The organism is Bradyrhizobium sp. 17, from assembly GCF_023073515.1.
Lineage (GTDB): Bacteria > Pseudomonadota > Alphaproteobacteria > Rhizobiales > Xanthobacteraceae > Bradyrhizobium > Bradyrhizobium canariense_D.
In genome coordinates this window covers 116,054-137,689 of record NZ_JADPJQ010000105.1, presented here as the reverse complement: position 1 = coordinate 137,689, position 21,636 = coordinate 116,054, and the positions used below count along the sequence as shown (strand labels likewise).

Here is a 21,636-nt window from a genome sequence, read left to right as displayed (position 1 = left end):
CCCGTCAAGCCAAGATACGTCTAGACGAGATAGTTCGAGACACCGCGCTTCAAGCGCCGGGGGCCGGCGGGGTCAGGAGATAGCCGAGGCCACGGACAGTCTGGATGATGTCGACGTCGAGCTTCTTGCGGATGCGGCCGACGAAGACCTCGATCGTGTTGGAGTCGCGGTCGAAGTCCTGGTCGTAGAGATGCTCGACCAGCTCGGTACGGGACACGACGCGCCCCGAATGGTGCATCAAGTAGGCCAGAAGCCGATATTCGTGCGACGTCATCTTGATGGGATTACCCGACACGCTGACCCGGCCGGTCCTGGTGTCGAGCGTGACGGGGCCGCAGGTCAGCTCGCTCTGGGCGTGGCCGGTGGAGCGGCGCAGCAGCGCGCGGATCCGCGCCAGCACCTCCTCCAGGTGGAACGGCTTTGCGACATAGTCGTCGGCACCGGCATCGAAGCCCTGGACCTTGTCGCTCCAGCGGTCGCGCGCGGTGAGGATCAGGACCGGCATGGTGCGGCCGTTGCGCCGCCAGGCCTCCAGCACCGAGATGCCGTCCTTCTTCGGCAGGCCGATGTCGAGCACCACGGCATCGTAGGGCTCGTTGTCACCGAGAAAATGCCCCTCCTCCCCGTCGAAGGCGCGATCGACGACATAGCCGGCGTCGGTCAGCGCCTTGGTAAGCTGGCGATTGAGATCGGGGTCGTCCTCAACGACGAGCAGGCGCACGCTTCTCTCCAGAATTGGGCCGCATGAACACCTGCACAGATGAGCAATTCCGGCGTGAACTGAATATGAACACCGGGGAACCGGCCGCGTTACTTTTTGGTCATATCCGACCAGTTCGCAGTCAACGCACTGCGCCCGCCATGCCACCGGACGAACCGACGGCATGGCGGGCGCAATGTGCCGCGTTACGCGGCGAGTCGGAAGGTGCAAACCGTCCGGTCGATCTGCCGATCAGGTCCGGAAGAACACGAACCAGATGACCGCGAGGATCAGGATCGCGAGCCCGGTTGATATGGCGAGCAGCGCCGCCACCGACGGCCCAGGCTCGCCCTGGCGCGCCTCCGTCGGAGTTTCCACGATCTGACGTTGGTCTCGCGTGGTTGCCATGGTGACCTCAATTTCTGGCCGTCGCATCGGATGGCCGCGACTCCTCGCGGCGGATGTCCAGTGGCAACGCATGATCGGATATGATGTTCCGGTTTTTGCAGCCGGATCGGGCTGCAACCGCGCGCCGGGCGGCCGATTAACGCAGTTGCAAGATTCAGCGATCCGCCTTGCTATGATTCGGTGTTCCCCGATGGTATCTTCGTCTTCTGTCCCCGTTGCGTTTGGAGTAGCCCATGGCCCCCCGCGCCAATTGGAAGGGTTTTCTGCGTTTGTCGCTCGTGACCTGCCCGGTCGCGCTCTATCCGGCCACTTCGGATACCGAGAAAGTCTCGTTCAACCAGATAAACCGCAAGACCGGCCACCGGATCAAGTACCTCAAGGTCGACGCCGAGACCGGTGACGAGGTGACTTCGGAGGACATCGTCAAGGGCTACAAGGTCGACACCGACACCTATATCGAGGTCACCAAGGACGAGCTCGACGACATCGCGCTGGAGTCCACCCACACGATCGAGATCGACGAGTTCGTACCGAAGACCGACATCGACAGCCGCTATCTGATCCGCCCCTACTATCTCGTGCCCGACGGCAAGGTCGGCCACGACGCATTTGCGGTGATCCGCGAGACGATCCGGAGCATGGACAAGGTCGCGATCGGCCGCGTGGTGCTGACCAACCGCGAGCACATCATCGCGCTGGAGCCGCTCGGGAGCGGCCTGATGGGGACGCTGCTGCGCTACCCCTACGAGGTGCGCGGCGAGAAGGACTATTTCGACGACATCCAGGACGTGAAGCTGACCAAGGACATGCTCGACCTTGCAAAGCACATCGTCGAGAAGAAGTCCGGCGCGTTCGAGCCTGAGCTGTTCGAGGACCATTACGAGACCGCACTGATCGACCTCATCAACAACAAGCGCAGCGGCGCGCCCATCGCAGCAAAGGCCGCGCCCAAGACCAGCGGCAACGTTATCAACCTCATGGACGCGCTGAAGAAGAGCATCGCGAACGAGAAGGACGCAGGCCCCGCGGCGAAGGTGGCCAAGGACGTGACCAAGGACGCCGTCAAGGGCAAGAAGCCGAAGAAGCGCGTCGAAGGCCAGCGTGAGATGCTGCTGCCGATCACCGGCAAGGGCGGCAAGGACACTGCTGCGAAAGCCGCTCCCAAAAAGGCGGACAAGCCGGTGCGCGCGCCGGCCCGGGCGAAGAAGGCCGGCTAGCGGCATCGCACAGCGCCGACGCCGTGATGCTGCCCCTCGTCGATCGGCCGACCTGACATGCCCTGGTCGACCGCGTTCGACGAACCCATCTCGTTACGTGGCGGGCGCAAGCTGCGGACGCTGCAAGAAGCTGCCGATCACATCATGCGACTGCCCGAGGATACGCAGGATGCGAGCCACTGGCAGACCGCGATCGAAACCCTGATCAACGCGGCCGAGACCGGCGGCGGCTGGATGATGTTCGCCCGCATCGCGGTGTTGCGGGCGCTGAATGCGGACGGTCGGCGCGAGTGAGCCGGGCGCCCGCTCGAGAACAGGCTCAACAATCCGTTAAGTCAAGCCGCGCTTTCAGCGTCTGCCTGCGGCCGGAGGGCACGTAATCCTACGGAAGACAAAATTAACCGACGCTTCCCGCTCAGCGCAGCATCGTCGCCCCTCGATTGAACTCGGGGTTGCAGGCTCGTGAAGCAGCAGGACGCCAGAAAGAATTACATCGGCATCGTCAACGACGCGGCCGAGGAAGAAAGCCTGGCCGGCAGCTCCGCGCGAGCGCAGCCGTCCGTGGTCAGCTATCTGGTCGGACGTCTGGCGATAGTGCTGAAACGCTCCAGCAAGGCCGCACCGGAACGCCAGATCTCGTCCTGAGACGGGATGACGACATCGCCAAATGCGTCCGAATTGGGTGACGAAACCTTAAGTCAATCGATGTCACCATATCAAACGGCAGGTGAGGACCATCCGCCCTGCGTTTTGGCGCGCTCACGAAAACTTAGTGAATCAATTTACCATTCCGAAAACGGCACCAGCCTAGGTTGGACGGATGAACAGGAGTTGACGATGACTTTGCTCAAGTCATTTCTTGCCGACGAAAATGGTGCCACCGCCATCGAGTATTGTCTGATCGCCACCGGCATCGCGTTCGCGATCATCACGGCCGTGAACAACACGGGCAGCGCACTCCTGAGCAGCAAATTCAACTCGATCAGCGCGGCGATGAAGTAGCTGGCATAGCCGGCGCGCCGCAATCGCATCAGCACGAATCCGCGTGCAGCGCGCCGGATGATAGGCTCCTCCTTCCGATGCGGCGGCGACCCCAGTTTGATTTTCGCGAAGTTCACATTATTGGCGTTGTGTCGCGCGGTTGCGCCGTCGTAGAGCGTAAGCTCAAACTCTAGCGGCCCTATGACATGATTCCTTCCGACAAGCCGACCTCGACAATCTGGGCTCGTCTTGGCTCGGACCGATCGACGCCGATCAGCGTCCTTGCTGTCCTGGCGGCCCTGTCGTTTCTTCCGGTGCTGCTGACCCCTATCCCCGCGATGGTCGACTATCCCAATCATCTCGCCCGGATGTACATTCTGAGCCAGAACGGCACTCCCAATGCCAATCCGTATTACGAAGTGGCCTGGGCATTCTATCCCAACCTTGGAATGGATCTGCTGGTCCCGCGAATGGCGCGGCTGATCAACGTCGAGAACGCCACGCGCCTGTTTCTGCTCCTGAGCCAATTGCTGATCGTCGGAGGCGCGCTTTTGCTCGAATGGGCCCGGAAGGGACGGGTCCATCTCGCCGGCTTTGCGGCGCTCGCTTTCCTTTACTGTCTGCCGTTCAGCTGGGGCTTCGTGAATTTCGAGTTCGGACTGGGCCTCGCTCTTTGCGGCATCGCCGTCTATCTGATGCTCGCGGAGCGCCCATGGCCACTGCGTTTCGTCGTCAACATGGTCTTCGTCGCTGCGCTGTTTGCGGCGCATTTCTTCTCCCTCGGCGTCTATGGCGCGACGCTCGGCGTCTACGAGCTCTCGCGCATCCGCCATGGGCGAAGGTCGTACGGGGTCGCCGCCGCGCGGCTCGGCGCGTTGGCCATACCGGCGCTTGCCCTCTTTGGGATCATGCGCATGACCGCGGGATCGATCGGAAGCGAAGGAACGAGCTGGTTCATCGGATTCAAGCCGATCTGGCCGTTGCGCATCATGAACGGTTACAATCTGACGATCGCAGCGGCGACGGGGCTTACGCTGATGGTCTCGCTGTTCTTCGCCGCAAGACGCGGCGTCCTCAAGCTCGAAACAGCCGGGACCTGGCTCGCGATCGGCTTCGCGCTGCTCTACGTCGTCATTCCCTCGAAGCTGTTCGGAACCTCGTTCGTCGACCTGCGCGTCATTCCCGCTGCGGCTCTGATCCTGCCGGCCTTCTGCTCGCTGACGCTGCCCAGCCGGGCGTGGAGAATGGCAGCGCTCGCCGCGATCAGTGGCGTCATACTGATCAATCTCGCCGTCGTGCTCACGGTGTGGCTGCCTTACCGCACCGACTATGCGGCCATCGTCGAGTCGTTCCACAAGATCGATCGCGGCTCGCGCATCCTCGTCGCCAGCACGGACGACAATGGAGACCCGCCCTTCGCCGACCTCACCTCATATCCGATGTACTATGCACCTACGCTGGCCGTGCACTATGCCAACGCGTTCGTGCCCAATCTATTCACGGAAGCGGGCAAGCAGCCCGTGCGGCCACGCGAGGACGTGCGCCGTCTTGCCATTCCCTACGGGGGGCCGGTGCCGCTGGGCGTGCTTACCGCGATTGCGGCAAGCCGGCCGCCGGCAGGCGTTCCGCCGTTCGTCCGCACCTGGCATCAGGACTTCGACTATCTCTATGTCCTCGGGCCGCGAGCCGCAAACCCGCTGCCGGATCTGCTGGAAGCGCTGGACACCTCTGAGCGATTTGTTCTCTACAAGATCCGCCGCAAGTCCTAGACCGCAAGTCCTAGGCCGAAGCCGCGGCTGCCCAGCGTGGTTAATCGGGCATCACCATCTGCACCCGCCTTTTGGAAGCCACCGCGGTGCCCCATATCCTTAATGGTTGTGGCAAGGCGACCTTAACCACCGCCGGCATAGACTTCCGCTCCTGCAACGAGTTGGACTCTCTCGCATGGCGGCCAATTTCCAGTCGATCCGCTACAGCCTCGTCATCCCCGTGTTCAACGAGGAAGCCGTGCTGCCGGTGCTGCTGCGCAGGCTCGACCTGGTCTTGTCCCGGCTCGACGGGCCGGCAGAGGCGATCTTCGTTGACGACGGCAGCAGCGATTCCAGTTCGATCGTGCTACAGGCGCTCGCCACGCGCGACCCGCGCTTTCGCTATATCGGCCTGTCGCGAAATTTCGGGCATCAGATCGCCATCACCGCCGGCATGGACGCCGCGCAAGGTGAAGCGATCATCGTCATGGATGCCGATTTGCAGGATCCGCCCGAAGTGATCGAGCAATTGATCGCAAAATGGCAGGAAGGCAACGACATCGTCCACGCCCGCCGCCTGTCGCGCGACGGCGAAAGCCGATTCAAGCGCGCGACCGCGCATCTGTTCTACCGGCTTCTCGGCAGGATGTCCTCGGTCGGCATCCCCGCCGACGTCGGCGACTTCCGCCTGATCGATCGCAAGGTGCTCGACGCGCTTCGGCAGATGCCGGAGCAGGACCGCTTCGTACGCGGCATGATCGCCTGGCTCGGCTTCCGGCAGGCGGAGGTCACCTTCCACCGCCTCGAGCGAGCAGCGGGCGAGACCAAATATCCGCTGTTCAAGATGCTGCGGCTCGCGATGAACGCCGCGCTCGGCTTTTCCGATCTGCCCTTGCGCCTGGCAATCTGGTGCGGATTGACGGTCTCAGGTCTGGCACTGCTCTATGGCGGCTGGGTGATCCTGTTGTGGCTCAGCAACGATAGTCATCTCGTGACCGGCTGGTCCTCGACGATGGTCGTCGTGTCCCTGCTGTGTGGAATGAACATGCTGATGACGGGTATCGTGGGGCTTTACGTCGGCCGCATCCATGCCGAGGTGAAACGTCGACCGCTCTACGTGGTGCAGACCCGCGCTGGCTTCGACCGCAACGAGGCGGCAGCCGCACCCGCGATCCACGCCGTCAACGAGTGACACAGCGCATGACCGAGCTCTTCGACGGCTATCACGACAACTACCGTGACGTGGTCCAATCCTCGATCGACTTCTCCGGCTTGCCGCATCATTTCTTCATGCGCGCCAAGGCCGATCTGCTGGGCAACCTGATCGCGCAGCGGCTCGACACGGAGAGGCCCGACATGCTGGACGTCGGCTGCGGCGTAGGCAGCCTTCATCCACTGCTGCACGGCATGGTCGGCCGCTTGAGCGGCATCGACGTCTCGTCGGCCAGCCTGGCGCAGGCGCGCGCTGACAACGGCAGGGTCGACTACCGTGAGTTCGACGGCCGCACCTTTCCTTTCGACGATGCCAGCTTCGATCTGGTCACGGCCGTCTGCGTGATGCACCATCTCGTGCCAACGGAATGGGCGCAATTCATCGCGGAGATGCGGCGCGTGACGCGCCCCGGTGGACTCGTCTGCGTCATCGAGCACAATCCGTACAACCCGCTGACCCGTCTTGCCGTCGCGCGTTGTGAGTTCGACCGGGACGCCGTCTTGCTCGGGGCCGGCACAACCCGAAAATTGATGGCTGCCGGCGGCTTGCGCGAGATCGGTGCGCGCCATTTCCTGCTGCTGCCCTGGGACACCAAGCCGTCGCGGCGTCTCGAAGCGACCCTGAGCGGCGTGCCGCTCGGCGGCCAATACGCCGCCTACGGGACCGCTTGATCTATCTTTGCGGTATATCTCGCCGCTTGTGCACGACCGCCACGTCGTCGCTGTAGACGCGCTGCCATTGGGGCAGCCGGTCCAGCATCGCTATAGCCGGCGTCCCCGGCGCGAGCAACGTCGCGCCGATGCTGTATTCGTCGAGCAATCTGAGAAAGTCGCCGAGATCGACGAGCGCCAGGGCGCGATTGTAGCGGTTGATGAACGCTCCCCCGTACAGTTCACCGCGACCGTCGATAAAGGTGGGAATGCCGGCAGAGATCAAATAGCCACCGAAGGTATAATCGTTGAGCACGTGCCCCGCTGCGGCGAGGTTGGCTTCAGCGATGGCAGCCTGAGGGGTAATGGCCGGAGCCGGCCGTATATCCCGGGCCAGCGTCGCCCCGCTTACCACGATCAGCACACCGAGCACGGCGAGGTTCAGGCCGCGTGACGAGCCGGCGTCTTCCCCAATCGGTCCGCCGAACTTCCGCCCCAGCGGAGCCGCCAGATAGAGCGGCGCCAGCATGGCCAGCAGATCCGCATTGCGGATCTGGACCAGCGCGAAATGCAGCAAGCCGATCACGACCAAGGCCCGCACGACCGGCAGCGTCACGCCACGCGAGAGCGCGAAGATGCCGGCCAGCAGCAGCAACTCGAAGAAACCTATGTGGCTGAAATCCTGCGGCCGCCATTCCGCGATCCACCCGAGCGCCGGGCCGAGGCCGAGTGTGGTCAGCGGCATCAGCAGCGGTTCCGGCCCGTAGGGCGTCAGGCAGGAGGCCGCGACCGCGAGCGCGGTGAACGGTAGCCATCGCAGGAATACGCGTGGCCATTCGCTGCGCTTCTCGCGCAGCAGCGCCTCGAGCCCCGCAGGCCCGATCAGTCCAAGTGCCAGCACCACACTGCCGTGCAGATTGGCCCACACGACCAGCAGCGGAAGGGCCCAGTACGGCGGAGGCCCTTCACGATCCATGCAGCGTACCAGGGCAGCCGCCCAGGTCACCATCAGCGGCAGCACCAGCACATGTGGCCGCGCCAGCATATGCGGCGCCAACAGGATGACGGCCGCGATCACCATGAGCAATGTCTGGGTCGGCGAAAGCTCGCGCAGCAGGAAGAACGTGAACAGGCCAAAGGCGAGCGCTATCGCCGCGGCGGCGACGACGAGGACGCCCTGCCAGCCGGCAAGCGCGTAGGCTCCGGCGTAGATGACCTCCGAGAGCCATTCGAAGGTGATCCAGGGGGCGCCGTGCCTCGAAAAAGAAAATGGGTCGGTCGCCGGCAGCGTGCCGTGCGCAATGATCCAGCGCCCGACCTCGATGTGGGAATAGCTGTCGGGATCATTGAGCAGCCGCGGTCCAAGGATCAGCAGCAGGCCATAGACGCCAAGGCTCACCAGCCCGGGAAGCGCCGCACGCGCCGAAAACGGTTGAACCTCGCTGTGGACGACCTGGTCACTCATGGCGAGCGCAAGTTAGGGCGCAAGCGTTAAATTCCTCTTTGACTTGACAGGGCCTGGCTTGGTGCGCGGCGGGCCGGTCACGCTTTGTGAACCATATTCCCGGTAGCGAAATCCGGGCTGCGGCGCTTTGACGACCATGCGGGTCCTGATACGCTTCACACTGTCAATCGACGAACCACGGCGGTCTGAAGGATGCGGATGAGAAGCGTGATGCTCTTGGCTTTCAGCCTCATCTTTGTTGGCGTCTGGTCGCAGGACAGCGCGAGAGGGCAGACTTCGGCCGCGCCGCCGGTTTCGCTTTCTCCGCCCAATGCATCGCCGCCGCATGCGGGCGCCAAAACTTCCAGACCTCCGCCGGCAGCATCCATCAGAGAAGCTTCGCCGCCGGTGATCGGCGGGCTTCCATCGGCGCCGAACCCAGCTGCCGACTACGATGGCTTCAGCGTAGGTATCGGCGACGGCAACGACACCTCGAGCCAGGTAGTCCCGCCTGTGAGGTCACGCAATGCGAAGGGCTCCAGGGCCGATCCGGGTGCGAAAGGCGCCGCTGAGCAATTGATCGATCAAGAAGACGAGTCGCTGAAACGCAAGCTGATGATCTGCCAAAGCTGCAAGTAGCGGTCGTAGTCCGGATGGAGCGCAGCGAAATTCGTCACTGGTCTATCCGGTGGAACGGCCCCGGATTGCGCTGCGCTCCATCCGGGCTACGGCAGCTCGCTGCATAGCTGACCTACCGCGACTCTCATCGTCCGCGCTTTACCCTCCCCGGATTTCCTGATCCTCTCTCCCCTAATCGGCCGGAGCAACCGGCCTACGCCAGGGAGAGAGACGCCATGAAGCTCGGCACCGCGATTGCGGAAATCATGAAGCGCGAGGGGATCGGGATCCTCTGCGGCTATCCGGTCAACCATCTGATCGAGCATGCGGCCAAGGCCGATATCCGGCCGGTGATGGTGCGGCAGGAGCGCGTCGGCATCCACATGGCGGATGCGATCTCGCGGGTGACATCGGGACGCTCGATCGGCGCGTTCTGCATGCAGCATGGCCCCGGTGCGGAGAATGCGATGGGCGGCGTTGCGCAATGCTACGGCGAATCCGTTCCCGTACTGGTGCTGCCAATGGGCTATCAGCGCAGGCTTGCGCATATCGAGCCGAACTTCAATTCCAGCGAGGCGATGAAGGCGTTTTCGAAATCGTCGGAGCCGATCATCCTGGCCGCGGAAGTCGCCAACATTTTTCGCCGCGCCTTTACCAAGCTGAAGAACGGCCGCGGCGGCCCTGTGATCGTCGAGATCCCTGCGGACATGTGGAACGAGGAGGTGCCGGAGCCGCTGAACTACACGCCTGTGCTGCGCACCCGCTACGGCGCGGATCCCATTCATATGAAGGAGGCGGCCGACCTGCTCGTCAACGCCAAGCGCGCGGTGATCTATGCCGGCCAGGGCGTGCATTACGCCCAGGCGTGGCCACAACTGAAGCGGCTGGCCGAACGGCTCGCCATTCCCGTCACGACCAGCCTTGGGGGCAAATCGTCCTTCCCGGAAACGCATCCGCTCTCGCTCGGCTCCGGCGGCCTTGCGGTGCCGCGCGCCGTGCCGAAGTTTCTGGCTGAGGCCGACCTCATTTTCGGCATCGGCTGCTCCTTCACTGAAACAAGCTTCGGCATCGCGATGCCCAAAGACAAAACCATCATCCACTCCACACTCGATCCGAACCATCTCAACAAGGACGTGGAAGCCAGGATTGGCCTCGTCGGCGATGCCGGGCTTGTGCTCGACGCGCTGCTGGAGGAGATCGGCAAGACCGTCAGTGCGGATCGCGACGCGTCGGCGGTGGCAGCCGAGATCGCGGCTTCGCACAAGGAGTGGCTGGCGAAATGGATGCCGAAGCTCACCAGCAATGATGCGCCCTTGAGCCCCTATCGCGTGCTGTGGGACCTGCAACATACCGTCGACATCCGCGACACCATCATCACCCACGATGCCGGCAGCCCCCGCGACCAGCTTTCGCCGTTCTGGAAGTCGGTCGAGCCCCTCACCTATCTCGGCTGGGGCAAGACGACGCAACTCGGCTACGGCCTTGGGCTGGCCATGGGCGCAAAGCTCGCAAAGCCTGACAAGCTCTGCATCAATGTCTGGGGCGACGCCGCGATCGGCTTCACCGGCATGGATTTCGAGACCGCGGTGCGCGAGCGCATCCCGATCATGTCGATCCTGCTGAACAATTTTTCAATGGCGATCGAATTGAAGGTGATGCCGGTCTCGACCGAGAAATATCGCTCGACCGACATTTCCGGAGACTACGCCGCGATGGCGCGCGCCTTCGGCGGCTATGGAGAGCGGGTGACGAGACCTGAGGACATCACCCCCGCGATCAGGCGCGGCATCCAGAAGACGCAGGAAGGCGTTCCCGTGCTGCTGGAGTTCATCACCAGCAAGGAGACCGAGGTGTCGCGGCCGGGCACGTGAAGCGGGCCGGATTCCGGCAGCAAAACTCGCTGTCGCGGAGGCTGGCTCCGGCCGCAGGAGATGTGATAATCCGCCTCGGTGCCGCGCTTGTCGCGGCATCAAGCCGGATTGCGAATGACCGCCCCTTCCAACGACATCGCGGAATTTGAACGCCTGTTGCAGGCGGCCACAGCCGAGAACGCGCAGCTTCGCAGCGAGCTCGCGATTGCGCGCGATCGTCAGAACGCCAGCGCCGGGATTCTGCGCACCATCGCGGCCTCTCCGTCCGATGCCCGGCCGGTCTTCGAGGCGATCGCGTCCAGCTCCCGGCGCTTGCTCGGCGGCTTCTCCGCCACCGTGCTTCAGTTTATCGAGGACGAGCTCCACCTCGTGGCGTTTACACCAACGAGCCCCGAGGCGGACGAAGGGCTCAAGGCGTCGTTCCCGCGCAAGATTGCCGACTTTCCGACCTTTGCGCTGGTGCGTGGCGGCGAGACGATCCAGTTTCCCGATAGCGAAGCCGCGGAGGTCCCGGAGCTGAATCGGAACCTTGCGCGGCTGCGCGGCTTCCGCAGCGTGCTGTTCATGCCCCTGATGAATCGGGGGACGCCAGTCGGCATGATCAGCGTCACGCGCGCCGAGCCCGGCGCGTTCGCAGCCGACCACGTCCAGCTGCTCCAGACCTTCGCCGATCAGGCAGTGATCGCGATCGAGAATGCGCGCCTGTTCAACGAGACACGCGAGACGCTGGAGCGTCAGACCGCCACCGCCGACATTCTGAAAGTGATGGCCGCCTCGCCGTCCGACGTACAGCCGGTGTTCGACGCCATCGCGGCCAATGCCAACCGGCTGATCGGCGGCTTCTCCACCGCGGTGCTGCGCTACATTGGGGGCGCGGCGCACCTTGCGGCGTTCACGCCGACCGATCCGGCCGGCGATCGCGTGCTGCAGGCCTCGTTCCCGGTGCCATTCGCGCAGTTCCCGCCCTACCGGCTCGTGGCCAATGGTGTGGCGGCGCAATTGCCCGACACCGAAGTCGAACCCGCAGCCCGCGACATCGCGCGCGCCCGGGGCTACCGCAGCATGCTGTTCGCGCCCTTGATGAGCGACGGCGCGGCGATCGGCGTCATCATCGCCACGCGGCGCGCGACCGGCGCGTTCGGCGAGCATCACGTGCGGCTATTGCAAACCTTCGCTGACCAGGCGGTGATTGCGATCAAGAATGTCAGCCTGTTCAACACCACGAGGGAAGCGCTGGAACGGCAAACCGCGACCGCCGACATCCTCAAGGTGATCGCGGCCTCGCCCGCGGATGTGACGCCGGTGTTCCAGGCGATCTCCGACAGCGCCAAGTCCCTGGTCGGCGGACATTCCTCCACCGTCACGCGCGTCATCGACGACCTGCTGCACCTGGCCGCCTTCAGCACCGACAACGAAGCCGGCAATGAAGAGCTGCTCAATTCGTTCCCGGTGCCGCTGTCGGCATCCGGCATTCACAGCCGGGTGGCAAGAAGCGGAGAGTTCGCATTCCGCAGCGACATGCAGAACGAGCCCGACCTCACGGACGCCATGAGAGAGCTGGCGCGGACGCGAGGCTATCGCAGCATCCTCGTGATCCCGATGCTACGCGACGGCGTCGCGATCGGCACCATCGGCGTGACGCGGCCGGAGGCCGGTCCTTTCCCGGACAAGGCGATCGCCCTGCTCAAGACCTTTGCAGACCAGGCCGTGATCGCCATCGAGAACACGCGCCTGTTCAACGAGGTGCAGGACCGCACCCGGGACCTCGCCAAATCGCTCGACGATTTGCGCGCTGCCCAGGACCGGCTGGTCCAGACCGAGAAGCTGGCTTCGCTCGGCCAGCTCACCGCCGGCATCGCGCACGAGATCAAGAACCCGCTCAACTTCGTCAACAATTTTGCATCGCTCTCCGCCGAGCTGACGGACGAGCTGAACGCGGCGCTCGCGCCTGTCCCGCTCGCGGACGACGTCCGCAGCGAGGTCGACGAGTTGACCGGACTGTTGAAGGACAATCTCGCGAAGATCGTGCAGCATGGCAGGCGCGCCGACTCCATCGTCAAGAACATGCTGCTGCATTCCCGCGAGGGCGGCGGCGAGCATCGGCTGAGCGACATCAACGCACTGGTCGAGGAGAGCCTCAACCTCGCCTATCACGGCGTCCGCGCCGAGAAGCCACAGTTCGACGTGACGCTGAAGCGCGAGCTCGATCCGGCGGCCGGACAAGCGGAAGTGTTTCCGCAGGAGATCACCCGGGTGCTGCTGAACCTAATCTCGAATGGCTTCCACGCGGTCGCCAAGCGCAAGTCGGATGACGGCGCCGCCGATTACGAGCCGGTGGTGATCGCCGCGACACGCGACCGGGGCGACAGTATCGAGATCCGCATCCGCGACAATGGCACCGGCATTCCGCACGAGGTGAAGGAAAAGATGTTCGATCCGTTCTTCACCACCAAGCCGGCCGGCGAAGGCACCGGCCTCGGATTGTCGATGAGCCACGATATCGTGGTGAAGCAGCACGGCGGCACAATCGACGTCGCGACGGAGCCCGGCGCGTTCACCGAGTTCACGATTCGATTGCCGCGAAGCAGCAGCTTTCCGGACGGACGCCGCGGCTAGCGGTTCTTATTCCGCCATCTCGACGGGTTGCGTCGTGGACGGACCGGCCAGCGGCCGCTCCTCCATCATGATCAGGCAGAGCGCGGCGCCAGCCATCAGCGCGGTGGCGGCGCCGAAGACGTAGCGGAACGCATGCCGCATGTCGTCCGCGGGGATCGCATTGACGGCGCCGTGATGCTCGCCGGCGAGCGGAACGTCGGCACCGAGTGCGATGAGCAGGATGGCCGCGAACGCCGCAACCGTGAACGAGGACATAAGCGAGCGGAAGAAGTTCAACGCGCCCGTGATGGTGCCGACCTGCGGACGGGCGACCGAATTCTGCACCGAGACGACGCAGACCGGAAAGGTGGTGCCGAGGCCAAGCGCAAACGCAGCCATCAGCGTCAGCAGCGCCCAGAGCGGCAACGTCGTCAACGTGAGGCCGAGGCCGCACAGCGCTGCCCAGGACGTTCCTACGATGGCGACCCGCTTGTAGTGCTTGGCCCGCGCCATGGTGCGACCAGCGATGGCCGCGCCGCAGGTCGAGACCGCCGCGAGCGGAATCAGCGCGAGGCCCGCTTCGCTGGCGCTGAGGTGATAGACCGCCTCGTAATAGAGCGGCAGCTGCACCGTGAGGCCCGTGATCGCACCGAGCGCGCAACCGCCGGCCGTCAGCCCGAACGGCACAACCGATCCTCCGAGCAGCGGCAGCGGCAGGAACGGCTCTTCCGCCCGGCGCGCGTGCCACACGAAGGTGACCGCGAGCGCTACAGCGCCGCCCACCATCGCAAGCACGGTGGGCGAGAGCCACGGGAAGCGCGTGCCCCCCCAGGTCAGCACCAGCATGAAGACGACGGCAGAGGCCATCAGCAGCACGCCGCCGATCCAGTCGACCTTGCGCTTGCGGTGGAACACCGGAATCTTCTTCATCCTGGGCAGCAGCAACGCGATCGCCGCCGCCGCGAGCGGCACATTGATCCAGAAGATCATCGACCAGTGCAGATGCTCGGCGAACACGCCGCCGATGACCGGGCCGAGAATGCCGCCGACCATCCAGACGCTGGAGAAATAGGCTTGATACTGGCCGCGCTCGCGTGGGCTCACGACGTCGGAGATCACGGTCTGCACCACCGGCATGATGCCGCCGCCACCCAGTCCCTGGAGACCGCGTGCAAGAATCAGCATCGGCAGGTTCGGAGCGATCGCGCACAGCACCGAGCCCGCGACGAACAGGCTGAGCGAGATGATGATCATCACACGGCGCCCGTAGATGTCGCTGAGCGTGCCGAAAACCGGCGCGACCGCGGTCGAGGCGAGCAGATAGGCGGTGATGACCCAGGAGAGATTGGAGACGTCGTGGAACTGGCGTCCGATGGTCGGCAGCGCGGTGGCGACGATGGTCTGGTCCAGTGCGGCCAGGAACATCGTCAACATCAGGCTGATGACGATGGTGCGGACCTCGTCCTGCGACAGCGGCGCCGGCGGCGCGAGCGAAGGAGCGTCATCGACGCTCAAGACCTCGCTCGGAAGGCGCGACAATTCCTCGGCGATGTCGTCGGGCAATGTCTGGGTGTCGGCAGAACTGCTCTGCCGCTCGAACTTGTTCATCTCGACCGGAAGCCATGAGGCGGCGCAACACCGCGAAGGATTCGTTCTATGCAGTCAATGTAGACAGCAAAGTTCTTCTCAGGCAGGCACCGCGGCGCATGGGAGCATCCCACCCCACGGCCATCGCGAGGACGTGATCTACCTGGTGCGGCGGATCAGTCCTTCGGACGTCGCTTCAGGCGCGCCCGTTTTGGCAGCTGCGCCGGCCACTGCACGATGTGGTTCTCGAGCTCATCGTCCGGAATCTCGACCTCGCTGCCTTCGACCCGTCCGCGTACGGAGACGCCCGCGTCATGCACGGTGTCGGGATCGCCTGACACCAGGGGATGCCACCAATAGAGGTCGCGGCCTTCCGCAACAAGCTTGTAGCCGCAGCTCGGCGGCAGCCAGTTCAGGGTGCGGACATTGGCCGGGGTCAGGCGGACGCAGTCCGGAACCTTGTCGGAACGATTCGCGTAGTCCTTGCAGCCGCAGGTCACCCCATCGAGCAGCTTGCAGCCGACATGGGTGAAATAGATGTCGCCGGTGCCATCTTCCTCGAGCTTGTTCAGGCAGCAGCGGCCGCAGCCGTCGCACAGGCTCTCCCATTCGGGCCCCGACATCTCTTCCAACGTCTTGGTTTTCCAGAAGAATCCTTCCTGGCCTGAAGGTCGTTTGGGAGCTGCGGTCATGCGCCTCAACAAAAGTTCGAAAGAGCTACGGTTGGTGCCATCTAGGGCGTGCGGCCGTGGGGCTGCAAGCAACGCCCGCGTGAGGCCCGTAATGAACCGGGGTCAATTAGGCCTGTTGTTCAAAATCGCAAGCGTGACCATTGGTTTATAGGCCCTGCTCGGCTAGAAGGAACAGCAAGTCCCCACCGTCGCTGGCCGGGCGCCTTGGGTTTGCCGCAACACTCCCGCAAGACGTCTCGATGCCGCCCCCGGCCGGGTGCTTGAACGCTTTCGAACCAAGCCGCAAGGGTTCTAGGTGCGCCAGATCATACCACCGCATTGGAAGGCCCGGATCCGGAATTTCTTCCTGGACCTCGATGCGCGCATCGACTCCTCGCTGTTCTCCTCGGCCAAGGGCATCCGCGAGCTCTACGAGCGCTACTCGACCTTCATGGACCGCTTCTATGTCGGGCGTTGGAAGCGCTGGGTGTTCATCGAGCCGCTGTCGGAGGCCGCGACCCTCGGCCTCGGCGGCCTGGTGGTGATGCTGACCCTCGCCATTCCCGCCTTCCGCGAGACCGCGGACGAGGACTGGCTGAAGAAGTCCGACCTCGCGGTGACCTTCCTCGACCGCTACGGCAACCCGATCGGCAGCCGCGGCATCAAGCACAACGATTCGATCCCGTTGGAAGATTTTCCGGACGTGCTGATCAAGGCGACGCTCGCGACCGAGGACCGCCGCTTCTACGAGCATTTCGGCATCGACATCGCCGGCACCGCGCGCGCGCTCGTCACCAACGCCCAGGCCGGCGGCGTCCGCCAAGGCGGCTCTTCGATCACCCAGCAGCTCGCCAAGAACCTGTTCCTGAGCAACGAGCGCACCATCGAGCGCAAGGTCAACGAAGCCTTCCTCGCGGTCTGGCTGGAATGGCGCCTGACCAAGAACGAGATCCTCAAGCTGTATCTCGACCGCGCCTATATGGGCGGCGGCACCTTCGGCGTCGACGGCGCCGCGCATTTCTACTTCAACAAGTCGGCACGTGACGTGACGCTCGCCGAAGCCGCGATGCTCGCCGGCCTGTTCAAGGCGCCGACCAAATACGCGCCCCACATCAACCTGCCCGCCGCCCGCGCCCGCGCCAATGTCGTTCTCGACAATCTCGTCGACGCCGGCTTCATGACCGAGGGCCAGGTGTTCGGCGCCCGCCGCAACCCCGCCTTCGCGGTCGACCGCCGCTACGAGGCGTCGCCGAATTATTATCTCGACTACGCCTTCGACGAGATGCGCAAGCTGGTCGACACCTTCCCGAAATCCTACACTGAGCGCGTCTTCGTGGTCCGGCTCGCGATCGACACCAACGTGCAGAAGGCGGCGGAGGACGCGGTCGAGAACCAGCTGCGCCAGTTCGGCCGCGACTATCACGCGACGCAGGCCGCGACCGTCGTCTCCGATCTCGACGGCGGCATCCGCGCCATGGTCGGCGGCCGCGACTACGGCGCCAGCCAATTCAACCGCGCCACCGACGCCTACCGCCAGCCGGGCTCGTCGTTCAAGCCTTACGTCTACACCACCGCGCTCCTCAACGGCTTCACGCCGAATTCGATCGTGGTCGACGGCCCGGTCTGCATCGGCAATTGGTGCCCGCAGAACTATGGTCATTCCTATTCCGGCGCGGTGACACTGACGCAGGCGATCACGCGCTCGATCAACGTTGTACCCGTCAAGCTGTCGATCGCGATCGGCCAGAAGGAGCAGCCGAAGGCGCCGAACCCGGCCAAGATCGGCCGCGCCAAGATCGTCGAGGTCGCGCGCCGCTTCGGCCTCAAGGCACCGCTGCCCGACACGCCGTCGCTGCCGATCGGCTCGGACGAAGTCACCGTGCTCGAGCACGCGGTGGCGTACGCGACTTTCCCCAACCGCGGCAAGGCAGTGACGCCGCATTCCGTGCTGGAAGTGCGCACCGGCGCGGGCGATCCGGTCTGGCGCTGGGACCGCGACGGGCCGAAGCCGCGCCAGGCGATTCCCGCCTCCGTAGCCGCCGACATGGCTGGCATGATGAGCCACGTCGTCAGCGAAGGCACCGCGCGCCGCGCAGCGCTCGACGGCATTCCGACTGCGGGCAAGACCGGCACCACCAATGCCTATCGCGACGCCTGGTTCGTCGGCTACACCGGCAATTTCACCTGCGCGGTCTGGTACGGCAATGACGACTATTCGCCGACTAACCGCATGACCGGCGGCTCGCTGCCGGCGCAGACCTGGCACGACATCATGCTCGCGGCGCATCAGGGCGTCGAGGTCCGGGAGATCGCCGGTATCGGCATGGGCCAGAAGCTGCCGCCCGAGCGGATCACCAACGCACAGGCCAATGCGGCGCCGAAGGTGCTGGAGACCAAGCCCGGTCCGCCGCCCGTATTGACCAAGCGCGGCGCCGACGTTTTGGTGCGCGTCGAGAAGCTGCTGGATGACGCGGCCAGGACCGCGGCCAAAGCGGCCGCCACCGACCCCAAGCAAGCCAAACCGGCATCGTCCACGAGCGCGCTCGCCTTCCCGCAGAACTATGCGGAAGAGAATGCGAACGCATCCGCCCCGCGCAAGAACTGACCGAACAAGTGCGGCTGATCCTGATCACATTGACGGCCCTTCTGCTCGCAACCGTGGTGGGCGTCGGCGCGACCTGGATGACGACGACGCGCGGCACCGAGATCGGCGCGCTGACCATCGGCCCCTGGACCGCGCGTCCGCGCACCGGCACCGCCGACGTCGATCCCTATTCGCGCGCCACCATCGTGCGCAACGGCGAGCTGCCTATCGGCACCGGCGACGGCGTCGCCTTCACCGCCACCGCCGACGACAAGAAGAAGGTGCTCGACGGCCGCTGCGACGTCGTGGTCTCCGGCGTGACACCGCCGGCACGGTTCTGGACGCTGACGCTTTATGACCGCAAGGGTCATCTCGTTCCCAATTCGCTGCAGCGCTACGGCTTCACCAGCCAGGAGATCGTGCGGCAGTCCGACGGCTCGTTCGAGATCCGCATCGCCTCGCGCTCGCGCGCCGGCAACTGGCTGCCGACCGGCGGCATCGAACGCTACGCGCTGATGCTGCGGCTCTACGACACCCCGGTCGGCGTTGCCACGCGCACCCAGCGCGACGCGCCGATGCCCACGATCACGACGGCGGGCTGCTCATGATCCGGCTGTTGTTCACCATCGTTGCCGGCGTGGTGCTGGGCCTCGTGGTCCATCTCGTCAGCGTGCTGGCGTTGCCGCGGATCGCGACCCAGGACGCCTATTCGCGGCTGACGCCGATGACCAAGCTCAACGCGGTCACGCAGCTTCCGCTCGCCGATCCGCAGACCTCGCCGATGCCGTTCATGGACCCGGCCTTTGCGCTCGCGATCTGCCGCTACGATCTGTCGAACGGGCCGATCAAGCTGACGGTCCCCGTCAGCCAAGCCTATACCTCGGTGTCGTTCTACACTCGCAACGAGATCGCCTACTACGCCATCAACGACCGCTCGGCGGGCAAGAAGGTGATCGAGCTCGACCTGATGACCGAGCCGCAGCACAACGAGCTGCCCGAAGACGAAGAGATCACCGCCGCCGACCGCCTGATCATCGATTCCCCCAGCACCACCGGCCTGATCGTGATGAAGGCGCTCGCCCCCGAGCCCGGCCTGATGCCGCAAGCGCAGTCAACCCTCGCTGCCGCGAGCTGCGGACCGCAGACCGAGCCGCCGGCCAAGGCGGAAGCACCGCGCGGACGGCGCTGAGGCGCGGCTTCGGCGGCGCAAAAACAAAAAAATCGAAAAACAACCCCATGCACAGTAGCGGGGGTATTGAAATCATTAGCCATTTTGATTGCACCAACTAGGCGTTTGCCGAACCGATACATCCCTGCCCGTCGTGCTGTTCAGCTTTGACACGTCGGGCAAAACACTGGCAGAATGGCATCATCGAAAGTTCACCCGCGCGGAGCAATCCGCCGCGGGTTTTTTCATGCCGGAGCGCAGGTGCCATGATCGAGAAACACTATTGTCCCCCGTGCGGGCGGGACTAGCGACGCTGATGTCCCGAGCCCCGGTCTGTTACTTCAAGATCCTTGCTGATTCCAAATCCTCAATTCCGCTCGGTTTGGCGTCAACTGTTCCCGGTCACGGACGGCCGGTCACCAAGTGCTAAACGCGGAGATTGAGCAATGCCAAAGCATGACGAAACATCGAAGCAGCGAGAGAAGCGGGAACTCGACGAGGAATTGGACCGGCAATTGCAGCAAACCTTTCCGGCCAGCGATCCGCTGAAGATCACGCGGGGCTCAACTAAACCACAAGCAGCAAAGCCGGCTGCGCGCGACAGCGAACGACGGCGCCGCTAGTCTATCGATCATCCGGACAGAGCGGGAGCCGTGGTCTCGCGGAAAGAAGGGTTCGCCGGCGAGCGATGAGCCGCGGTACGCGTCACGCCTTTGGGTCGGTGCCGATCAGCGGATTTGACATTGTGCGTTCAGAGCCCGCGGGAGGAACAACGAGAACGTCCACACTCAACGAACGCAGGACTTCTTCCGTTACGCTCCCGATCAAGGCCCGAACCAATCCAGATCGCCCGTGCGTCCCCATCACCAGCATGTCAGGCTGCCTCTCCGAAACAGCACGGGTGATGACCTGCATGGGCTCGCCCTCGCCGACCTGGAGAGACCATCGTTGCGTGCCGAGCTTGTTCGCCACCAGAAACTTCGTCAGCTCCTCCGTTGCCTTCAGACGCTCGCTATCGACATATCTGCTGATGACGGCCGCGCTCGCACCGGAGCGGACCAATCGCGCTTTCGTCATCGGCGAGAAGGCGTGAAGGATCGTTGTTGCGCCCTGTGTCAAGAGTCCGGTGGACAGCCCCACGCGGATTGCATCGGCGGATGTATCCGACATATCGACCGGCACCAGAGCGCGTTCATAGCGCCGCTGCGCCTCGTTGTTCACCATCAGAACCGGATACCTTCCTCCGCGAATTACACGCTCGATTGTGGTGCCTGTGAAGATGTCGCGCAGAAACTGCTTGCGATGGGCTCCCATTACAACGAGATCCGCGTCGGCTGCTGCAGCCGCTCGCAATATCCCGACAAAGGGATGGCCCTTGACCACGATCGGGTAGCACTGAACGTTTTGCAGCTCCGGCATGGATGCGATCTGCTCAACCAGCACCCGCTGTGCCTCACGCTCTTCGATGCGGATCAGCTCGGCTGGCTGATCCTCGTCGACGACATGAACAAGGTGCAGAGTTGCATCAGGGGAGCGCGCCAGGAGGCCGGCCTGCCGCAAAGCGCGATTGGACCGCGTCGAGAAATCTGTCGCAGCGACGATATTCATGTCAGAATCCTTACAATTGCGAACGGCCGCCGGCCCGATGGCCTGCCAAGCTCGACCAGCGCGGCAATTCGGTTGCCTTGCGGAGGGCCTATGACGCTGTTGCCTGCCAGCTTCGTTCGTCCAGGTTGGCCTGGACCGACGATCTGGAGCCGAGAAGCAACCAAGCATCGCGCCCCGCGAACATGCGGCGCACGATATCTTTCTCGCTCATAAGCAACTGTTGTACGCGGTGACGGAGGTGAACCTCCCAACGTCACCTTTTAGGATCGTGAGGAATTGGCGCTCGGCGGCGAGCGAATGCCTCGCGGAAGCCATCGGGATCTGAAATCCAGATGAACATGCCCATGAGGTCAGGACGAGCAGCGCGAAGAACACCGACATGAGAAACTCCCGGCTTTGGTTGCAGAAATGTTGAGGTACCATCCCGGACGATCTGAATCGTCCGGGTTACCGGCGGATCTGCAGCTGGGTCCTATAAATCCGGCGTCGTAGCGTTGTAGTCATCACTGCCTCTGTTTGCGGTGCGGCTCGCTTGCGAGCGGCATGTGCATTGCTCTGCTCTGCCGGGCACCG

21 protein-coding genes are annotated in these 21,636 nt (G+C 64.0%); 14 read left to right on the top strand and 7 right to left on the bottom strand.

The window, feature by feature from the left end; translation table 11 throughout:
- Positions 1 to 49: 49 nt before the first annotated feature.
- Together IVB13_RS19630 and IVB13_RS19625 are read right to left on the bottom strand one after the other, a co-directional pair.
- The gene (locus IVB13_RS19630) at positions 50 to 721 is read right to left on the bottom strand and encodes a response regulator transcription factor (RefSeq protein ID WP_018458554.1); all 672 of its coding nucleotides are present in this window, start codon (positions 719 to 721) and stop codon (positions 50 to 52) included.
- Positions 722 to 952: 231 nt separating this feature from the next.
- Complete coding sequence (locus IVB13_RS19625) at positions 953 to 1,108, bottom strand: hypothetical protein (protein ID WP_007593402.1); 156 nt, start codon at positions 1,106 to 1,108, stop codon at positions 953 to 955.
- 233 nt (positions 1,109 to 1,341) lie between these two features.
- On the opposite strand from IVB13_RS19625, the gene IVB13_RS19620 reads away from it, so the two are divergent.
- From IVB13_RS19620 to IVB13_RS19590, 7 genes are all read left to right on the top strand, one after another.
- A complete protein-coding gene (locus tag IVB13_RS19620; protein ID WP_247455583.1) occupies positions 1,342 to 2,325 on the top strand; it encodes a Ku protein in 984 nt (327 codons plus the stop codon).
- A gap of 57 nt (positions 2,326 to 2,382) precedes the next feature.
- Positions 2,383 to 2,619: a hypothetical protein gene (locus IVB13_RS19615; protein ID WP_018458551.1), complete on the top strand. Its 237-nt coding sequence runs from the start codon at positions 2,383 to 2,385 to the stop codon at positions 2,617 to 2,619.
- A gap of 168 nt (positions 2,620 to 2,787) precedes the next feature.
- Positions 2,788 to 2,970 (top strand): hypothetical protein, encoded by a 183-nt coding sequence (locus IVB13_RS19610; RefSeq protein WP_018458550.1) that lies wholly within the window; start codon positions 2,788 to 2,790, stop codon positions 2,968 to 2,970.
- Positions 2,971 to 3,162: 192 nt separating this feature from the next.
- Positions 3,163 to 3,327, top strand: coding sequence for a Flp family type IVb pilin (locus IVB13_RS19605; RefSeq protein WP_018458549.1), 165 nt, complete (start codon positions 3,163 to 3,165; stop codon positions 3,325 to 3,327).
- A gap of 185 nt (positions 3,328 to 3,512) precedes the next feature.
- Positions 3,513 to 5,075 (top strand): hypothetical protein, encoded by a 1,563-nt coding sequence (locus tag IVB13_RS19600; RefSeq protein ID WP_247490100.1) that lies wholly within the window; start codon positions 3,513 to 3,515, stop codon positions 5,073 to 5,075.
- Positions 5,076 to 5,250: 175 nt separating this feature from the next.
- Entirely contained in the window at positions 5,251 to 6,246 is a 996-nt protein-coding gene (locus IVB13_RS40470) for a glycosyltransferase family 2 protein (protein ID WP_085352302.1), read from the top strand.
- 8 nt (positions 6,247 to 6,254) lie between these two features.
- Positions 6,255 to 6,938, top strand: a complete 684-nt coding sequence (locus tag IVB13_RS19590; RefSeq protein ID WP_162496368.1) for a class I SAM-dependent methyltransferase — start codon at positions 6,255 to 6,257, stop codon at positions 6,936 to 6,938.
- 1 nt (position 6,939) lies between these two features.
- Here IVB13_RS19590 and IVB13_RS19585 read toward each other — a convergent pair whose 3' ends face one another.
- On the bottom strand, positions 6,940 to 8,382 hold the full coding sequence (locus IVB13_RS19585) for a hypothetical protein (protein WP_247490098.1): 1,443 nt from the start codon (positions 8,380 to 8,382) through the stop codon (positions 6,940 to 6,942).
- 198 nt (positions 8,383 to 8,580) lie between these two features.
- Between IVB13_RS19585 and IVB13_RS19580 the strand changes: the two genes are divergently transcribed.
- The 3 genes from IVB13_RS19580 (at position 8,581) to IVB13_RS19570 (ending at position 13,466) form a co-directional block, all read left to right on the top strand.
- Positions 8,581 to 9,000: a hypothetical protein gene (locus IVB13_RS19580; RefSeq protein ID WP_085362453.1), complete on the top strand. Its 420-nt coding sequence runs from the start codon at positions 8,581 to 8,583 to the stop codon at positions 8,998 to 9,000.
- 215 nt (positions 9,001 to 9,215) lie between these two features.
- Positions 9,216 to 10,850 carry a thiamine pyrophosphate-requiring protein gene (locus IVB13_RS19575; RefSeq protein WP_247490096.1) on the top strand — a complete coding sequence of 545 codons (1,635 nt, stop codon included), beginning with the start codon at positions 9,216 to 9,218 and terminating at the stop codon, positions 10,848 to 10,850.
- 114 nt (positions 10,851 to 10,964) lie between these two features.
- Positions 10,965 to 13,466: a GAF domain-containing protein gene (locus IVB13_RS19570; RefSeq protein ID WP_247490094.1), complete on the top strand. Its 2,502-nt coding sequence runs from the start codon at positions 10,965 to 10,967 to the stop codon at positions 13,464 to 13,466.
- A 6-nt stretch (positions 13,467 to 13,472) separates the two neighbouring features.
- On the opposite strand, the gene IVB13_RS19565 is transcribed toward IVB13_RS19570, so the two are convergent.
- Together IVB13_RS19565 and IVB13_RS19560 are read right to left on the bottom strand one after the other, a co-directional pair.
- Complete coding sequence (locus tag IVB13_RS19565; RefSeq protein ID WP_018458540.1) at positions 13,473 to 15,053, bottom strand: MDR family MFS transporter; 1,581 nt, start codon at positions 15,051 to 15,053, stop codon at positions 13,473 to 13,475.
- Between the two features lie 155 nt (positions 15,054 to 15,208).
- Entirely contained in the window at positions 15,209 to 15,724 is a 516-nt protein-coding gene (locus IVB13_RS19560; protein ID WP_026233606.1) for a YcgN family cysteine cluster protein, read from the bottom strand.
- A 295-nt stretch (positions 15,725 to 16,019) separates the two neighbouring features.
- Here IVB13_RS19560 and IVB13_RS19555 point away from each other — a divergent pair, with 295 nt between their 5' ends.
- The 4 genes from IVB13_RS19555 to IVB13_RS19540 all read left to right on the top strand — a co-directional run bounded on the left by IVB13_RS19555 (position 16,020) and on the right by IVB13_RS19540 (position 20,078).
- Positions 16,020 to 18,308, top strand: coding sequence for a PBP1A family penicillin-binding protein (locus tag IVB13_RS19555; RefSeq protein ID WP_085352296.1), 2,289 nt, complete (start codon positions 16,020 to 16,022; stop codon positions 18,306 to 18,308).
- 8 nt (positions 18,309 to 18,316) lie between these two features.
- Positions 18,317 to 18,895 carry a DUF1214 domain-containing protein gene (locus tag IVB13_RS19550; RefSeq protein ID WP_007593444.1) on the top strand — a complete coding sequence of 193 codons (579 nt, stop codon included), beginning with the start codon at positions 18,317 to 18,319 and terminating at the stop codon, positions 18,893 to 18,895.
- Positions 18,892 to 19,476 carry a DUF1254 domain-containing protein gene (locus IVB13_RS19545; RefSeq protein ID WP_018458536.1) on the top strand — a complete coding sequence of 195 codons (585 nt, stop codon included), beginning with the start codon at positions 18,892 to 18,894 and terminating at the stop codon, positions 19,474 to 19,476. The genes IVB13_RS19550 and IVB13_RS19545 overlap by 4 nt, the downstream gene beginning before the upstream one ends.
- Before the next feature lie 425 nt (positions 19,477 to 19,901).
- Positions 19,902 to 20,078, top strand: a complete 177-nt coding sequence (locus tag IVB13_RS19540; protein ID WP_018458535.1) for a hypothetical protein — start codon at positions 19,902 to 19,904, stop codon at positions 20,076 to 20,078.
- Between the two features lie 82 nt (positions 20,079 to 20,160).
- Here the strand turns inward: IVB13_RS19540 and IVB13_RS19535 are convergent, their stop codons facing one another.
- Both IVB13_RS19535 and IVB13_RS19530 read right to left on the bottom strand, forming a co-directional pair.
- Positions 20,161 to 21,063, bottom strand: coding sequence for a universal stress protein (locus tag IVB13_RS19535; protein WP_247490092.1), 903 nt, complete (start codon positions 21,061 to 21,063; stop codon positions 20,161 to 20,163).
- A gap of 207 nt (positions 21,064 to 21,270) precedes the next feature.
- On the bottom strand, positions 21,271 to 21,444 hold the full coding sequence (locus IVB13_RS19530) for a hypothetical protein (protein ID WP_247490090.1): 174 nt from the start codon (positions 21,442 to 21,444) through the stop codon (positions 21,271 to 21,273).
- Between the last annotated feature and the right edge of the window lie 192 nt (positions 21,445 to 21,636).

Bases quoted from the DNA above. Each gene is read 5' to 3' on its own strand.
- IVB13_RS19625 (WP_007593402.1), bottom strand. From the start codon at position 1,108: ATGGCAACCACGCGAGACCAACGTCAGATCGTGGAAACTCCGACGGAG.
- IVB13_RS19620 (WP_247455583.1), top strand. From the start codon at position 1,342: ATGGCCCCCCGCGCCAATTGGAAGGGTTTTCTGCGTTTGTCGCTCGTG.
- IVB13_RS19615 (WP_018458551.1), top strand. From the start codon at position 2,383: ATGCCCTGGTCGACCGCGTTCGACGAACCCATCTCGTTACGTGGCGGG.
- IVB13_RS19605 (WP_018458549.1), top strand. From the start codon at position 3,163: ATGACTTTGCTCAAGTCATTTCTTGCCGACGAAAATGGTGCCACCGCC.
- IVB13_RS19600 (WP_247490100.1), top strand. From the start codon at position 3,513: ATGATTCCTTCCGACAAGCCGACCTCGACAATCTGGGCTCGTCTTGGC.
- IVB13_RS40470 (WP_085352302.1), top strand. From the start codon at position 5,251: ATGGCGGCCAATTTCCAGTCGATCCGCTACAGCCTCGTCATCCCCGTG.
- IVB13_RS19590 (WP_162496368.1), top strand. From the start codon at position 6,255: ATGACCGAGCTCTTCGACGGCTATCACGACAACTACCGTGACGTGGTC.
- IVB13_RS19585 (WP_247490098.1), bottom strand. From the start codon at position 8,382: ATGAGTGACCAGGTCGTCCACAGCGAGGTTCAACCGTTTTCGGCGCGT.
- IVB13_RS19580 (WP_085362453.1), top strand. From the start codon at position 8,581: ATGAGAAGCGTGATGCTCTTGGCTTTCAGCCTCATCTTTGTTGGCGTC.
- IVB13_RS19575 (WP_247490096.1), top strand. From the start codon at position 9,216: ATGAAGCTCGGCACCGCGATTGCGGAAATCATGAAGCGCGAGGGGATC.
- IVB13_RS19570 (WP_247490094.1), top strand. From the start codon at position 10,965: ATGACCGCCCCTTCCAACGACATCGCGGAATTTGAACGCCTGTTGCAG.
- IVB13_RS19565 (WP_018458540.1), bottom strand. From the start codon at position 15,053: ATGAACAAGTTCGAGCGGCAGAGCAGTTCTGCCGACACCCAGACATTG.
- IVB13_RS19560 (WP_026233606.1), bottom strand. From the start codon at position 15,724: ATGACCGCAGCTCCCAAACGACCTTCAGGCCAGGAAGGATTCTTCTGG.
- IVB13_RS19545 (WP_018458536.1), top strand. From the start codon at position 18,892: ATGATCCGGCTGTTGTTCACCATCGTTGCCGGCGTGGTGCTGGGCCTC.
- IVB13_RS19540 (WP_018458535.1), top strand. From the start codon at position 19,902: ATGCCAAAGCATGACGAAACATCGAAGCAGCGAGAGAAGCGGGAACTC.
- IVB13_RS19535 (WP_247490092.1), bottom strand. From the start codon at position 21,063: ATGAATATCGTCGCTGCGACAGATTTCTCGACGCGGTCCAATCGCGCT.
- IVB13_RS19530 (WP_247490090.1), bottom strand. From the start codon at position 21,444: ATGTCGGTGTTCTTCGCGCTGCTCGTCCTGACCTCATGGGCATGTTCA.